At 65.3% G+C, this 14,338-nt stretch carries 13 protein-coding genes and 1 tRNA gene; 7 read left to right on the top strand and 7 right to left on the bottom strand.

Going from position 1 to position 14,338, the window contains the following annotated elements; all coding sequences use genetic code 11:
• The first annotated feature begins 110 nt into the window (after positions 1-110).
• The 5 genes from F1735_RS11615 to F1735_RS11595 all read left to right on the top strand — a co-directional run bounded on the left by F1735_RS11615 (position 111) and on the right by F1735_RS11595 (position 5,052).
• A complete protein-coding gene (locus F1735_RS11615; RefSeq protein WP_167237069.1) occupies positions 111-614 on the top strand; it encodes a response regulator in 504 nt (167 codons plus the stop codon).
• A gap of 188 nt (positions 615-802) precedes the next feature.
• Complete coding sequence (gene trxA / locus F1735_RS11610) at positions 803-1,129, top strand: thioredoxin TrxA (RefSeq protein WP_126076315.1); 327 nt, start codon at positions 803-805, stop codon at positions 1,127-1,129.
• A gap of 144 nt (positions 1,130-1,273) precedes the next feature.
• Complete coding sequence (gene rho, locus F1735_RS11605; protein ID WP_054268339.1) at positions 1,274-2,536, top strand: transcription termination factor Rho; 1,263 nt, start codon at positions 1,274-1,276, stop codon at positions 2,534-2,536.
• A gap of 431 nt (positions 2,537-2,967) precedes the next feature.
• The gene (locus F1735_RS11600; RefSeq protein WP_054268338.1) at positions 2,968-3,237 is read left to right on the top strand and encodes a type B 50S ribosomal protein L31; all 270 of its coding nucleotides are present in this window, start codon (positions 2,968-2,970) and stop codon (positions 3,235-3,237) included.
• Between the two features lie 93 nt (positions 3,238-3,330).
• Positions 3,331-5,052 (top strand): ArnT family glycosyltransferase, encoded by a 1,722-nt coding sequence (locus tag F1735_RS11595; protein WP_167237068.1) that lies wholly within the window; start codon positions 3,331-3,333, stop codon positions 5,050-5,052.
• Between the two features lie 33 nt (positions 5,053-5,085).
• On the opposite strand, the gene F1735_RS11590 is transcribed toward F1735_RS11595, so the two are convergent.
• A complete protein-coding gene (locus tag F1735_RS11590; protein ID WP_167237067.1) occupies positions 5,086-5,973 on the bottom strand; it encodes a LysR family transcriptional regulator in 888 nt (295 codons plus the stop codon).
• 108 nt (positions 5,974-6,081) lie between these two features.
• Between F1735_RS11590 and F1735_RS11585 the strand changes: the two genes are divergently transcribed.
• Positions 6,082-6,825 carry an SDR family oxidoreductase gene (locus tag F1735_RS11585; protein ID WP_167237066.1) on the top strand — a complete coding sequence of 248 codons (744 nt, stop codon included), beginning with the start codon at positions 6,082-6,084 and terminating at the stop codon, positions 6,823-6,825.
• A gap of 12 nt (positions 6,826-6,837) precedes the next feature.
• On the opposite strand, the gene F1735_RS11580 is transcribed toward F1735_RS11585, so the two are convergent.
• Positions 6,838-7,902 carry a DUF418 domain-containing protein gene (locus F1735_RS11580; RefSeq protein ID WP_167237065.1) on the bottom strand — a complete coding sequence of 355 codons (1,065 nt, stop codon included), beginning with the start codon at positions 7,900-7,902 and terminating at the stop codon, positions 6,838-6,840.
• Between the two features lie 425 nt (positions 7,903-8,327).
• Here F1735_RS11580 and F1735_RS11575 point away from each other — a divergent pair.
• Positions 8,328-8,414 (top strand) — tRNA-Leu (locus F1735_RS11575).
• 128 nt (positions 8,415-8,542) lie between these two features.
• Here F1735_RS11575 and F1735_RS11570 read toward each other — a convergent pair.
• From F1735_RS11570 to F1735_RS11550, 5 genes are all read right to left on the bottom strand, one after another.
• On the bottom strand, positions 8,543-9,265 hold the full coding sequence (locus F1735_RS11570) for a hypothetical protein (RefSeq protein ID WP_167237064.1): 723 nt from the start codon (positions 9,263-9,265) through the stop codon (positions 8,543-8,545).
• A gap of 37 nt (positions 9,266-9,302) precedes the next feature.
• A complete protein-coding gene (locus F1735_RS11565; RefSeq protein ID WP_167237063.1) occupies positions 9,303-10,319 on the bottom strand; it encodes a hypothetical protein in 1,017 nt (338 codons plus the stop codon).
• Positions 10,320-10,329: 10 nt separating this feature from the next.
• A complete protein-coding gene (locus F1735_RS11560) occupies positions 10,330-12,828 on the bottom strand; it encodes a hypothetical protein (RefSeq protein ID WP_167237062.1) in 2,499 nt (832 codons plus the stop codon).
• A 72-nt stretch (positions 12,829-12,900) separates the two neighbouring features.
• Positions 12,901-13,599 carry a hypothetical protein gene (locus F1735_RS11555; RefSeq protein WP_167237061.1) on the bottom strand — a complete coding sequence of 233 codons (699 nt, stop codon included), beginning with the start codon at positions 13,597-13,599 and terminating at the stop codon, positions 12,901-12,903.
• Positions 13,600-13,929: 330 nt separating this feature from the next.
• Positions 13,930-14,145, bottom strand: a complete 216-nt coding sequence (locus F1735_RS11550) for a hypothetical protein (protein WP_167237060.1) — start codon at positions 14,143-14,145, stop codon at positions 13,930-13,932.
• Positions 14,146-14,338: the final 193 nt, after the last annotated feature.

Here is a 14,338-nt window from a genome sequence, read left to right as displayed (position 1 = left end):
TGTGCGCAAGGCTGCCGTTGGCGGGCGTTCTCCGTGATAATAGTGGCGCAGGCGCTACAAAATTGACGCAGCGCTGCCGATAACGACAATAACAGCCGCTAAAGATAACCATGGACGAGCCCGTAACACAGGCCACGCCGCCACGCATCCGCGTGCTGCTGCTGGACGATGATCATTTCATGCTGGAACTGCTGACCGACATGCTGGCCGATCTGGGCAACAGCGGCGGCGCCGGCGGCGGGGTGGCCGCCTTCGAGGTGCGCACCGAATCGGATGCGCGGCGCGCCCTGGCCAGCCTGGCGCTCGATCCCCCGGCCCTGTTGATCTGCGACCTGTCGATGCCGGACATGGATGGCATCGAGTTCATGCAGGCGGCCGCCGCAGCCGGTTTCGGCGGTGGCGTGATGCTGCTCTCGGGCATGGACAGCGGCGTGCGCAAGGCGGCCGAACGGCTGGCCAAGGCGCACGGGCTGAACGTGCTGGGCGCCTTCAAGAAGCCGATCAGCGCCCTGGAATTGCAGTCCGCGCTGGGCCCGCTGAGGGGGCCGGCGCAGGACCCGAATGCGCCCGGACACGAGAATTTGTACAATCCCTCTCCCGTTTCGGGAAAATAGGTTATTATTTCGGCTAAATCCCCGCCTGATACCCTCTGCCGCCCTTCCCTATATTGAATTTGTGCACACCGTCACCACCATAGTGTTGCAAGATAAAAAGGAACTGGCTGGTGATAGCGATGGTCCCCGAAGCAGGGTCGGCTTATCCTCCAGGCGTTATTGACCCCCTACCTCATTTAGAGGAAAACATGAGCGAAAATATTAAATACATTAGCGATGCATCTTTCGAAGCGGACGTCCTCAAGTCGGACCGTCCCGTGCTGGTCGACTTCTGGGCTGAATGGTGCGGTCCGTGCAAGCAAATCGCTCCGATCCTCGAAGAGATCAGCCAGGAATACGATGGCAAGGTTGTCATTGCCAAGATGGACGTTGACGCCAACCAGCAAGTTCCCGCCAAATTCGCCATTCGCGGCATTCCAACCCTGGTTCTTTTCAAGAACGGTGTTGAAGCGGCCCGCATGGTCGGCAACAACGGCAAAGGCAAGCTGACCGCTTTCCTCGACAGCAATATCTGATTGTTAGTACAATGTGACGTCGGCGCGCCCGCGCTGCCGTCTTGTCCGGCCGGGAAGCGAGTTGGCCTCGACTGACTTCTTCCCAGATGATTAACCCACGCAGTTCCCTCCCCTACCTTTACTTCCCGTCACGGGACTCAACTCATGCACTTATCTGAACTGAAGGCCATGCACGTCTCCGCACTCTTGGAGATGGCGATTGGCCTCGATATCGACAACGCAGCCCGCCTGCGCAAACAAGAACTGATGTTCGCCATTCTCAAGAAGCGCGCGAAATCGGGCGAACAAATTTTTGGCGACGGCGCGCTCGAAGTGCTGCCGGATGGCTTCGGCTTCCTGCGCTCGCCGGACGCCAGCTACATGGCCTCGACCGACGATATCTATATCTCGCCGTCGCAAATCCGCCGTTTCAACCTGCATACGGGCGATTCGATCGAAGGCGAAGTGCGCACCCCGAAAGACGGCGAGCGCTATTTCGCGCTGGTCAAGGTCGACAAGGTCAATGGCGAATCTCCGGAAGCGAGCAAGCACCGCATTCTGTTCGAGAACCTGACCCCGCTGCACCCGAACGAGCCGCTGCGCCTCGAGCGCGAAATGAATGGCCAGGAAAACATCACCGGCCGCATCATCGACCTGATCGCCCCGATCGGCAAGGGCCAGCGCGGCTTGCTGGTGGCCTCGCCCAAGTCGGGTAAATCGGTGATCCTGCAGCACATCGCGCATGCGATCACGGCCAACCACCCGGACTGCACCCTGATCGTGCTGCTGATCGACGAACGTCCTGAAGAAGTGACCGAGATGCAGCGCTCGGTGCGCGGCGAAGTGGTTGCCTCGACCTTCGACGAACCGGCCACGCGCCACGTGCAAGTGGCCGAGATGGTGCTCGAAAAGGCCAAGCGCCTGGTCGAAATGAAAAAAGACGTGATCATCCTGCTCGACTCGATCACCCGCCTGGCGCGCGCCTACAACACCGTCATCCCTGCCTCGGGCAAGGTCTTGACCGGTGGTGTGGACGCCAACGCGCTGCAGCGTCCGAAGCGTTTCTTCGGTGCGGCGCGCAATATCGAAGAAGGCGGCTCGCTGACCATCATCGCGACCGCCCTGATCGAAACCGGTTCGCGCATGGATGACGTGATTTACGAGGAATTCAAGGGCACCGGCAACATGGAAGTCCACCTCGAGCGCCGCCTGGCCGAGAAGCGCGTGTATCCGGCGATTAACCTGAACAAATCGGGCACCCGCCGCGAAGAGTTGCTGATCAAGGCCGACCAGTTGCAGAAAATCTGGATCCTGCGCAAGTTGCTGTACTCGATGGACGAGATCGAAGCGATGGAGTTCATCCTCGACAAGATGAAGGCCACGAAGAACAACAATGAGTTCTTCGACATGATGCGCCGGGGCGGGTAATTCCTGCGCGTAGCATCAACAAAGGACAGCTGCGGCTGTCCTTTTTCGTTTCCGGGAACGGCGGCGGCGGATGAGGCGTATCCCCAGCGCAACACCGGGGTCTGACCCCGGTTGTTCTGTTGGGGGTCAGACCCCGGTGTTGCGCTGGGGGTCAGACCCCGGTGTTGCGCTGGGGGTCAGACCCCGGTGTTGCGCTGGGGATACGCGAGGATGGTGGCTTCGGTGACACCGGGGTCAGACCCCTAAAAGAAGAACCGGGGTCTGACCCCTCCCCCTACTAAAAGAAGAACCGGGGTCTGACCCCTCCCCCTAAAAAGCTGTATAATCGCCGGTTGCAGTATTTAACCCCTGGCAAGTGAGCGGCAATCGGGTCACGAGGCAAGACGACCGACGAAGTGCAGTTTGGCTACCAAACTAACCGAGGCAAGACCATGCGTAAAGATATCCATCCAGAATACCGCGACGTTGTTTTCCACGACCTGTCGTGCGATTTCAAATTCGTTACCCGTTCGACCATCCAGACCCGCGAAAAAATCACCCACGAGGGCGCAGAATACCCACTGGTGAAGATCGAGGTCTCGGCTGAATCGCACCCCTTCTACACCGGCAAGCACAAAATCGTCGACACCGCTGGTCGCGTCGAGAAGTTCCGTCAGAAATTTGGCGCCGTCGGCTCCAAAACCGCGGTTGCAAACGGCTAAGTTTTTGCCGTGCATACCTAAAAAAGCAGCCCCCGGCTGCTTTTTTTTCGTTGATACTACGTCTTTTCCCCATTGCCGATGCCCCCGTTATCGATGAAACCCGTCCGTCTTTCCGCCGCCGCCACCCTGGCCCTGCCGCGCTGGGCCTTGTTTGCGCTGGGCCTGCTGTACATCTTGCCCGGCCTGATCGGACGTGCCGACTGGAAAGATGATGCCGGCAGTTTCGGCATCATGTGGACCATGGCCCACGGCGGCCTGGCCGACTGGCTGCTGCCCAATATCGCCGGCATGCGCGTGCCGGACGACGGCCCGCTGGCCTTCTGGCTGGGGGCGCTGTGCATCAAGCTGTTCGGCGGCCTCATGGGCGACATGATGGCGGCGCGCATGTCGACCATCGGCATTTTTTTGGCCGGCACGGCCTCGGTCTGGTGGACCGCCTTCCACCTGGGCCGGCGCCAGGATGCGCAGCCGCTGCGCCTGGCCTTCGGCGGCCAGCCCGAACCGGACGACTATGGCCGCACCCTGGCCGACACCGCCGCCCTGATCTATCTCGGTTGCCTGGGCCTGCTGATGTTCAGCCACGAAACCCTGGCCGTTACCCTGCAGGGCGGCCTGGTCGCCTATTTCCTGTACCGCGCGGTGCGCTATGTGGAAGCGCAGACGGTGCGCAATGCCGTCCTGATCGGCCTGTCGCTGGGCGCGCTGGTGCTCACGCGCGGCCTGCTGACCCCGATCACCCTGCTGCTGGCCCTGTTCGCCTGCACCCGCTTCTTGTCCGTCCCCTTGACCCCGACCCTGCGCCACCTCGCTCTGGCGGTGCTGACGGCGCTGGCGATCGCCATGCTTTGGGTGCTGCCGGCCGTGTCGATGCAGCCGTACGGCGTCAATCCCGTGAGCGGCTGGCTGGCCTGGACCGCGAACCAGATCGGCCTGCCGGGCTGGATCTCGATCAAGACCTTCTTCCGGGTCGGGATCTGGTTCTTCTGGCCGGCCTGGCCGTTCGCCGGCTGGGCCATTTACGCGTGGCGCCGCCAGGACCACCTGCTGCATATCGTGCTGCCGCTGTTTTTCGTCGGCGCGCTCACCTTGCTGATCCTGTGCGATCCGCTGCCGGAAAACGGCGACCTGCTCAAGTTGCTGCCGCCGCTGGCCATCATGGCCGCGTTCGGGCTGCCGACCATGAAGCGCGGCGCCATCAACGCCATCGACTGGTTCTCGGTGATGGTGCTGACCATGCTCGGCGCGATCGTCTGGCTGTTCTGGATCGCCAAGCTGACCGGCTGGCCGGCGCAGCTGGCCAAGAACGCGCTCAAGCTGCTGCCGGGCTTCCGCCCGGAAGTCGAGGTGCTGGCGTTCGTGGTGGCGCTGGGCGCGACCATCGGCTGGATCGCGCTGGTCCACTGGCGCATCTCGCGCCAGCCGGCGGTGCTGTGGCGCGCCGTGGTGCTGTCCTCGGGCGGCCTGATTTTGCTGTGGGTGCTGCTCATGACGCTGTTCCTGCCCGACTTCAATTACAGCAAGAGCTACGCGGTCGTGGCGCGCCAGATCGCCGCCTCGCTGCCGCTTGACGCGGGCTGCATCAATTCGAACGTGGGTGCGCCGCAGCGCGCGTCGCTGGCGTTTTACGGCAAGCTGCCGTTCGATCACATCGGCGCCGGCAAGTGCGACCTGATCCTGCTGCAGGACAGCGTGAAGGTACACGACGAGCGCGAGCTGGCCAAGCCGCCGCCGGGCGCCGAGTGGCGCTTGCTGTGGGAAGGCCGGCGCGCCGCCGACCGCGACGAGCGCTTCCGCCTGTACCAGCGCGCGCCCTGAGCCCGAGGGCCTGAAGCCAATGGCCTGGCAGGTTCAGGCGGCGGCGAACACCTCCCGCAGCCAGCCGGCAAAGGTGCGCACGCGCGCCGACAACTGCCGCTTGTGCGGATACAACACGCTGACCGGCATCGGCCGCGGCGCCATGCCCGGCAAGACCAGCTCGAGCGCGCCATCGGCCAGGTGCTGCGCCACCCCGTAGCGCGGCACCTGCACCAGCCCCAGGCCCGCCAGGCAGGCGCCCTTGTACATCTCCGCCCCCGTCACCGACACCTGCGCCGCCAGCTTGACCACCCGCGACTGCCCGTCCACGGTGAAGTCGAGCGGGTAGGGCTTGCCGGTCACGCTCGAGAGGTAATCGACCGCCTTGTGCCCGGCCAGGTCGGCCAGGGTGCGCGGCTGGCCGTGGCGCGCCAGGTAGGCCGGGCTGGCCACCGTGACCTGCTCGAGCAGCGCCACGCGGCGCGCGACCATCGTCGAATCCTGCAGTTCGCCCGCGCGCAGCACGCAGTCCACCCCCTCGCGCACCAGCTCGACCAGGCGGTCGCCTTCGCCGATCTGCAGTTCGATGTCCGGGTAGCGCCGCAAAAAATCCGGCAGCCCGGGCAGCACGAAGTGGCGCGTCAGGGTGGCCTGCAGGTTCACCCGCAGCAGGCCCTTGGGCGCGGCGCTGCGAAAGGCGCCTTCGGCTTCCTCCATGTCGGCCAGCAGCCGCACGCAGCGCTGGTAGTGCGCTTCGCCGTCGAGCGTGGGCGCGACCTGGCGCGTGGTGCGCTCCAGCAGGCGCGTGCCGAGACGCGCTTCGAGCCGCTGGAGCGCATTGGTGACGCTGGCGCGCGGAAGCTGCAGGTCGTCGGCGGCCGCCGTAAAACTGCGCCGCTCCAGGATGCGCACGAAAATGCGCATGTCGTCGAATCGGTCCATCTGCACCTCTTTGTTGTAGCTGATCGAATAGTCATGCCAAGTTTAGCCTGATTATCCCGTGGCCAATTTAGCTCATCATGCAAGCACTTGAGCAACACGGAGAACAGCATGAACCCAAGCAATCACACCAAAGTCGCCATCGTCACCGGCGCCTCGCGCGGCATCGGCGCCGATATCGCGCGGCGCCTGGCCAGCGACGGCTGCGCGGTCGCGCTCAACTACGCCAGCAATGCCGGCGACGCGAACGCGCTGGCGCAGGCCCTGCGGGCGCAGGGCGCGCGCGCCATCGCGGTGCAGGGCGATGTATCCAAGCCAGACGACGCGCGCCGCATGTTCGAGGAAACCGAGCACGCTTTCGGCAAGGTCGACATCCTGGTGAACAACGCCGGCATCATGACGGCGGTGCCGCTCGTCGATGCGACAGACGGGCAGTTCGAACGCCATTTCGCGGTCAACACCAAGGGCACCTTCAACATGCTGCGCGAAGCGGGACAGCGCTTGCGCCAGGGTGGCCGCATCGTCAATTTTTCGAGCACGGCGCTGGCGCTCAATATGCCGGGCTATGCGATCTACAACGGCAGCAAGGCGGCGGTGGAAGCGTTTACCCGCGTATTGGCCAAGGAGCTGCGCGGACGCGATATCACCGTCAATGCGGTCGCGCCCGGACCGGTGGAGACCGAGCTGTTCTTGCATGGGAAGAACGAGGCGCTGGTCGCGCAGCTGGCCAGCCTGGCGCCGCTCGGACGCCTCGGACAGCCGGACGATATCGCCAGGGTGGTCAGCTTCCTGGCAGGACCCGATGGTGGCTGGGTCAACGGCCAGGTGCTGCGCGCCAACGGCGGCGTGGCGTAGAAGTAAGCGCGCTTACCCGGTACAGCGCCGCATCAGCCACTCCACCGGTCCAAGCGCGAAGCGGCGGCGCCACAGGTGCGCGCCCAGGATCGCGGCGGCCGAAAAGACCAGCGCACTGCCGATCGCGAAGGCGAGCGTGCGGCCATTGAGCAGGCCAAGCGCTTCGAGCACGCCCATGCCGATGACGACGTGGGCGATGTACAGGGTGAGCGCGAGCTGGCCGGTATGCACCAGGGGCGTGAGCAGCCGCGCGTGGGGCCAGCGCTGGCCGATCCAGACGCAGGCCGCGAGCACCGCCATGGCGTCGCCGGCGGCGGCGATCCAGTACAGCGGCAGCGGCGGCAGCGGGCCGGATGACCACAGGTGCTGCCAGATGCCGCCGGCCGGCGCGGCAAACAGGGCGCCGATCGCCATCGCCGATTCGGCCGCGACACCCATCGCGAGGCCGCCGATGAACACCCGCCGCAGCGCCGTGGGCGACTGCAGGTCGACCCGGCCAAGGGCCATTCCCAGCAACAGGAAACCGGCCCACGGGAACACCGGGTGAAAGCCGTTGAAGAACAGGTTGCGCAGAAAGCCGGTTGGCGTCCAGAAGCCGGCGTAGGCGAGCGTGTCCCAGTTCCATCCGGCGCCGTAGTCAAACAGCGCGGCCAGCAGGACGAAGCCGGCCAGCATGGCGGCGGCGGCGGCCAGCACGGCGCCGCTGCGCCACGACAGCGCGAGCGCGCCGATGAGCATGTAGGCGCCGTAGTAGTGGAGGATGTCGGCCGGCCAGACCTGCACGTACAGCAGGCCGGCGACGAACAGGAAGGCGGCGCGTTTCAGGATGCCGCCGCGGGCGGCGCGCAGTGCGGCCGCGTCGCCGGACTCGCGCGCCCGCTTCGACAGCAGCGACAGGCCGATCCCGGCCAGGACCACGAACAGGGCCGAGGCGCGTCCGTCGAGCGCATCGAAGATCGCCAGCCACCAAGGCGCGTCGGGCGCGCTGGCGTGCATGACGACCTTGAAATTGACGATCACCATGCCGATCACGGCAAGGGCACGGGCCAGGTCGAAGCCGACGATGCGTTGTTTCATGGATGGCCACATTGAAAAAACCACAATGTAGCACGGGGCTTGGCGCCTGTTGGAAACGGCGCTTCGATCAGCATGGCTTATCGGTCGTCGTCTTTTCCGACGGCCCATCAGGTCCCGCAAGTTGCGCAAGCGACGACAGCGGCGCGTGCCTGAACAAGGCGATGACAAGGTGAAGGCAGCCGTCGGGATGCTCACTGCGATCGCCGCCATCAGCATGATGACCTTCGTACTCAACAACGCAACGCCAACAGCGGCTGAAATTGGCGCACACCGTCCTCCGCCAAGACTGGGGCGATGCGGGCTGGTCGAGGTCCGAAACCCACGCCGGCCTGGCGTGCCCCGGTCGTCCAAGGGGCGGCCAGGCGGGCGCCAAATGCGAAATAGTTGCCTGAACCGGACAAATGGGCCATAATGCGGGTCGCGTTGCCGGGATGGCGGAATAGGTAGACGCACGGGACTCAAAATCCCGCGCTGGAAACAGCGTGCCGGTTCGATTCCGGCTCCCGGCACCACAAAACAGCAAGTTGAAGTCGAACAGCGCCTACAACCCGCCCCAGTCATGGAGAGCGGGTTTTTTGTTGTCCGTCGCCCTGCAAGGGCGTCCATCGACACACGCCGGCCCGCCGGCCGGCGTGTGTCGTCAGGCGCGCGCCGGGGCTTGCTTGTCCTTGTCGTGATCGCCCATGAAGGGATCGAACCAGAACGTCACCGTACAGTTGTTGATCATGAAATCGAAGGCATACGTGACGGTGGTGTCCGGCGTCGGCACCGGGTTGGCATAGGCTACCCAGCTGCCGTCGGCCAGCTTGAGCGGCATCGACGCCAGGTCGCTCCAGTTGCCGTTGCTGACCCGGAAGGCCATCAGCATCACCGAGTCGGTGGCGGCGGAACTGCTGGCGGCGCGCCAGTGGATCGTCATATTGCCCACCAGCCCCTCGTCGTCCAGTTCGCAGGTGCCGCCCTGATAGTGGTCATCGTTGGGGTGGTTGTCCGACATCGAAATCAGCGCGCTGGTATTGCCCGGCTGCTGTGTGCTGGTCCCGATTTCATTGCGCAGGGTCACCGTATCGACGTAGATCATCACTTCCATATAAAAACCGTTGACGACCGGCCCGATGGCGGCCATGCCGTAGACCGGGTTGCCGGCCGTGTTGCTTATGGCGTTCAGTCCGGCCGTCAATTGCACGAAACTGACGCGCGACGCCGGCGCCACGCCAGCGGCGGTCCAGGTGGTGTAGATCGCCTGGGCGAAATCGGCCACGCTTGGCTGATACACGGTGTAGACGTCCTGCAGGCATTCTTGCCAGCCGGGGTTGGCGGGCAGGATCTGGCTTTTTTCTTGCAGCGCTTCGAGCAGTGTCATGATGATCTCCTTGCTGTGGTTGAAAGGGTACTGCGGGTTAATACGTGTCGATCCAGATCTGGCGTTGCGTCTTCAGCACGCCAGTGGCGCTGGTGGCGGTCAGTGTGAACAGGGTGCGTTGGTTAACCAGCAGGGTGTAGCTGCCGGGGCCGGGACCCACGGGCAAGGTGCTGGGGCCATTGGCGCCAAGGAACACCAGCGTCAGCTGGTAGCCGTAGTCGGCCAGCCAGCTGACGCTGGTGCGCGTCCCCTTGGGTACCAGCGGCGCCGACGCATACAGCAACACCTCGCGGCTGGAGAGGTCGGGAATCTGGGCCACGGCCAACTGGCCGCTGATGGTGGCGGCGGGGATGGGCGGCAATTGCGCCGCGCTCAGCACGCCGCCGATGCGCGCCGCCGCCAGGTTGCCGACCACTTTGCTCATCGGAATATCGGGAATCTGCGCCGCGCTGAAGGTGCCCGTCAGCGCGCCGACCGGAATATTGCGCAAGCCGGCGCCATCGCCGCTGAAAGCGGCCGCGCTGACGCTGCCGGCGGCCGTTACGGCCCCGACCTGCAAAGCGCCGACCTGCAAGGCGCCGTCCGGCCGCAGTTCCAGCCGCGTCCGGCCGGCCGCATCGGCGCACTTGAGCGAGACGCCGGCGTCGGCCAGCGCCGGCGCCTGGCTGGCCACCGGCACTGGCGCCGGCGGGAACGCCGGATCGATGCTCAGGCTGGTATCGCTGGCGATCGCGCTCACCGTGTACAGGCCGCCCGCGATGCTCAGCACGGCGCCGACCGTGGTCTCGGCCGTGAAGCGGGTCTGGGTGCCCAGCACCGTGGCCGAGCCGTTGGTGGTGCTCACGCTGCCCGACAGCGCCAGGTTGTATTGCGATTGCACGCTCAGCGTGCTGGTCGGCGTGCAGCCGATGCCGAGCCGCTGGCGCGCGTCGATCGTCAGCTTGGCGTCAAGCAGGTTGACGCCGGAGTCGATCAGTGCGGCAAAATGATCCTGGGTCGGAATACTTCCCGTCAGAAAATACAACTTCAAGGCCGCTGCGGTCTGCTTGGACATGCTGTCCTCCCTATTGAACGTCAAAGCTGATGCCGATCAGCGTGTGGTCGATGCCGCGGCCGGCTGCGAAGGCGTCGCCGCGCACGCCGGCACTGTCAAACAGTGCATGGTTGGCGCAGGCCTGCAGTTGCAGCTGGTAGCGTGTGCCGGCCTGGGGCTGGAAATACGGCGGCTGCGCCGGCAGCAGCGACAAGCTGGCGCGGTAGCCGCCGGCGGGCGCCGGGCCGCTCACCGGGACCGATGCCGCGATGCCGGCCACCGGCTGCCCGGCCACCGTGTCCCACAGGCTGAGCAGATACAGCACGGCCGACACCGGCGTGCCGTCCGGCGTGCTGAACCCCGCTGTCGGCGGCCAGTTGGCGACGACCTGGTTGGCGGCCGGCTGGTAGGCGGCCGTCAGCGTCGGTGTCAGGATGTCGACGCTGATATCGTCGTCCACCGGGATGCCGGAGCAGGGAGAGTCGTTAAAGGAATAGCTGCCGCATAACATCAGCTTGTAGCTGCGGCCGGGCAGCAGCGCCATCGGCGCCGTAAAGCTGTCGGCGTTGATAGCGACAGGGAAATCGTGCGAGCCGCCGCCGCCCGTCAAGTCCACCAAGGTGGCCGCCAGCGTGGCGTTCGGATCGCTGATATCGAGCCCATCCCAGCGGGCTTGGGCGCGGCACTGGCTGCCGTCGAACACATATATGACCGCAAAATTGTTAATCGCCAGCAGTTGCTCGATGCGCTGCACGGCCTGGTCATGGCGCCGTTGCGCCGCGGCGTTCTCTCTTTTCTGCTCGCCGCTGATGCACTTCCAGATGCTGGCGAAGAAACTGAGCGCCGCGGTCGCCGCCGCCAGCACCGTGGCCGCCGCCAGCAGCGTGTCCATGGCTCCCGCCTCGGCCGCCGCCACCAGTTCGGCGGCGGTCTCGTCGACGACCGGCTTGCCGACCGCCTCGCCGCCGGCGTTGCAGATCAGTTGGTCGATGAGCTCCTGGCCGCCCTTGATCAGCGCTTGCGCCGCCAGTAACTTGAAGAACGCGTCCTGCTTGTTCCACAAGCCGCGCACCAGCGCTTCCGCGCTGCCGAGCAGGGTGGCGACGATGGCGTCGCCCAGCTCACCCAGGCTGCCCGGCACGGCGATCGTCAGCGGAATCGGGCCAATGGGGATGGTGCAGATCAGTTGGCCGAGAATATAGATGTCATAGCTGCCGCCGATGTACACCTGGACACCCGCCGTCGATGGAAGCGCCGCCGTGCCGCTGCCGAGGCCGGCATTGAAATGGAATGTGGTGGTGATGGCGCGCTTGAACACAAATGACGTGAGCGCCTGGCAGCCGCTGCGCGGTTGCTGCGACAGCGCCTGCAATTGCTTGGCGAAATCGATGAAGCTGTCGAGGCCTGAGGGCTCGGGAAAGGGACCCAGCTGGAAACCATCGGCCTTGCTCCAGGCGATGCCCAGGGTCGGGTTGCTCACACCAAGCACCGTGCCCTGGTAGGTGATGGTGCCGGAAAACACCTGGCCGGCGCTGCCCTGGTCCTGCGCCGTCAGCGTCAGCGACAGTGGCGCCAGGTCGGGGAAACCGAGCGTCGCGCCCAGGCTGATCGCCAGGCCGGCCGCCGAGCGCCCCACCGTGACCTGCGGGCCGCCCAGGCCGGGCGACGGCAGCAGCGGCACGGCTGGCCCGCTCAACTTGAAGAAGCCAAAGTCGAGCGGTGCGACGCTGGCGCCGAAGCTGTAGTCGGCGGCGCCGCGCCAGTCCATGGCGATCGAGAACTGCTGATCCAGGATCTCGACCACGCATTGGTCGACATGCAGTCCGCGCAGATAGCTGTCGGGCTGCGCCGGCGTGCCGCCCTCGACATCGGCGTTGGCGTAATAGATGCGCAGCGGCATGCCGGGGGCCAGCGGCTTGAAGGTCGGCAGGAACAGCGCCAGTGCGGGCGGGATCTGGCAATCGAGCAAGGAGCCGAGTAAGCCTGAGATGCTGACCTCATGCGCGATGCTCACCCCGAGCGCATACCTACCCTGGCCCAGCACCACGCTGCCGCTGACCTCGCCGAGGCCGGCCAGCGCCCCGCTGCTGGACGTGACCACGGTGCTCAGGCGCAGTTGCTTGCCGGCGGCGCCGGCGTGCGAGCGCAGTGCGATCTGGAAGCCGTTGAACTGCACGGGAATCGGCAGCACGGCCTGGAACGGATTGCCGACCACGACGCTGGAGCTGGCGTCGAACCGATAGCTCGACTGCGCCGGCGCGGCGGCGCGCGTGATGGTGGCGTCCAGGGTGTCGATCGGCAGCGCGGGGAAGCCGGCCGGCAGGCTCAAGTCAAACAGGGCGCCCAGGATCGTGTTGACCAACGCCCTCAGGTCAAACGGCGCGCCGCCCGGCAGCAAGCGGCCGGCATAGACTTGTGGCTGCCCGGCGAGCGCATTGCCGCCGACCAGCAGCAGCCTGCGTTGACCGATGTCGAGACAGGCCGCGAACTGGACCACGGTGTGCAGGGGCGGCACGGGAGGCGCAGGCATGAGGGCTCCGGATAAAGATCAGGGATGCGGGACAGGCCGCCGCGCCGACTGTGCGGCGGCCCGTGGACTCGCTCAAGCAGCGAGCAAATTGACGCCGTTGGTGCGCTGGATGTCAAAGCCGATGCTGTCGACCGTCAGCCCGGTGAAAATTTCCCATTTGATGAGGGCGGTGAAATCGAATTCGAACGTGGCGCGCTTGACGTCGATGGCGAACGCGGTGACCTGCAGAGAGCTGCTGATCGGTTGATTATTCGGGAAATTGGTCGGCAAGCTGATGGCGCCGGGTAATTTAGCGACAAAACTTTTGAGGTCGGCGTAGGTGACCGTCAGCGGATTGTCGACCGACACCGGCAGCGAGTAGATACCGTTGGGCAGCTCCCTGAGCGTGAGCGAGGTGCTGCCGATCGTCACCGTGATGGCGAAACCAATATTCCACCACACTTGCAGGCCCCATGCGCTCGGCGTAGTCGGCGCGGTCGCGTTGGCCTGCACCTGGGCCTGGAAATTCTCGCTGTAGTTCTTCGCCGCATCGGCCGAGGGGAAGGTCAGCGGCACACTGTAGTTATTGCCGGCAGCGCTGACGGGAAAGCCGCCGGCAGGCTGGTTGGGCGCCGGCACCGGGGTGGCGGACGGGTTGGCCCGAGAGACGAACTGGATCAGGAAGGCGCCGTTGCCGTCCGTGATCGGGCCGTCCCAGGTGACGTTCAGGATGGCGGAATTGGCGCCGTCGATGGCGCTGCTGATGCCGGTTGGCGTGCTTGCTTGTGTCATGAGAATCTCCTTGAGTGTGGGGCGACGCGGGCGGCGGAACGAGTACCGCTACAAGCTGCTTGAGCAAGCGGCGTGCCAACACAGGCCGGGGCCGCTTGCGGGGCGCGGACGGTCCGCAAGCGCTTGCGGCGACGCGCATTACGCGTCAAGCCAAGGTGCTTCACATGTCAACCCGCGACACAGCCGGACGCTTCACACACACATGGGAAGGTTGCACTTGCCATCTCGCGGCGGGGCAGCGCCGACGACTGGAACATGGCGCCCCGACAAGGTCAACCAGGGCAAGGCGCGCGTCATCAACGCATGCGTTGCACATGCGCCGTCGAATGCTCAGCCAACCGGCTGGCGCCCTTCACGCCACCAGCGGCGCACCAGGGCCTTGGCCTGATGACGGCGCTGCTGCGGCCAGCCATTGTTATTGCCGCTCCCGATCAGCAAGTCGACCAGTTCCTGATCCAGGGGCAGCCCCTGTTCGATCCAGGACACAGCCAGCGGGGGCCGGTAATCGGTATCCCACCTCAGGCCCGCGAGCACCACCTCGCGCACGGCGCTGATCCGCGTTGCATGGCGCGCATCGCCAACACGCGACCATGCGCGCCCAACACACCGGTCCGCTGCCCGCGCTACTTGGATAGCGTCAGTCTCCTCCTCTCCGCAGCGTGATCGCGCCGCCCCTCACGGCGGCGCGATTTTCTTTTGGGACAGATCTTGTCCCGGTCAAATTTCCGCGCGCCAGTAT

Origin of the sequence: Massilia genomosp. 1 (assembly GCF_011682185.1) — a bacterium.
GTDB lineage: Bacteria > Pseudomonadota > Gammaproteobacteria > Burkholderiales > Burkholderiaceae_D > Telluria_A > Telluria_A rubra.
This window is presented reverse-complemented; position numbering and strand designations above follow the sequence as displayed.

What these genes read in the sequence shown, in the direction of transcription:
- F1735_RS11615 (WP_167237069.1), top strand. Translation starts at nt 111, where the DNA reads ATGGACGAGCCCGTAACACAGGCCACGCCGCCACGCATCCGCGTGCTG.
- trxA (WP_126076315.1), top strand. Translation starts at nt 803, where the DNA reads ATGAGCGAAAATATTAAATACATTAGCGATGCATCTTTCGAAGCGGAC.
- rho (WP_054268339.1), top strand. Translation starts at nt 1,274, where the DNA reads ATGCACTTATCTGAACTGAAGGCCATGCACGTCTCCGCACTCTTGGAG.
- F1735_RS11600 (WP_054268338.1), top strand. Translation starts at nt 2,968, where the DNA reads ATGCGTAAAGATATCCATCCAGAATACCGCGACGTTGTTTTCCACGAC.
- F1735_RS11595 (WP_167237068.1), top strand. Translation starts at nt 3,331, where the DNA reads ATGAAACCCGTCCGTCTTTCCGCCGCCGCCACCCTGGCCCTGCCGCGC.
- F1735_RS11590 (WP_167237067.1), bottom strand. Translation starts at nt 5,973, where the DNA reads ATGGACCGATTCGACGACATGCGCATTTTCGTGCGCATCCTGGAGCGG.
- F1735_RS11585 (WP_167237066.1), top strand. Translation starts at nt 6,082, where the DNA reads ATGAACCCAAGCAATCACACCAAAGTCGCCATCGTCACCGGCGCCTCG.
- F1735_RS11580 (WP_167237065.1), bottom strand. Translation starts at nt 7,902, where the DNA reads ATGAAACAACGCATCGTCGGCTTCGACCTGGCCCGTGCCCTTGCCGTG.
- F1735_RS11570 (WP_167237064.1), bottom strand. Translation starts at nt 9,265, where the DNA reads ATGACACTGCTCGAAGCGCTGCAAGAAAAAAGCCAGATCCTGCCCGCC.
- F1735_RS11565 (WP_167237063.1), bottom strand. Translation starts at nt 10,319, where the DNA reads ATGTCCAAGCAGACCGCAGCGGCCTTGAAGTTGTATTTTCTGACGGGA.
- F1735_RS11560 (WP_167237062.1), bottom strand. Translation starts at nt 12,828, where the DNA reads ATGCCTGCGCCTCCCGTGCCGCCCCTGCACACCGTGGTCCAGTTCGCG.
- F1735_RS11555 (WP_167237061.1), bottom strand. Translation starts at nt 13,599, where the DNA reads ATGACACAAGCAAGCACGCCAACCGGCATCAGCAGCGCCATCGACGGC.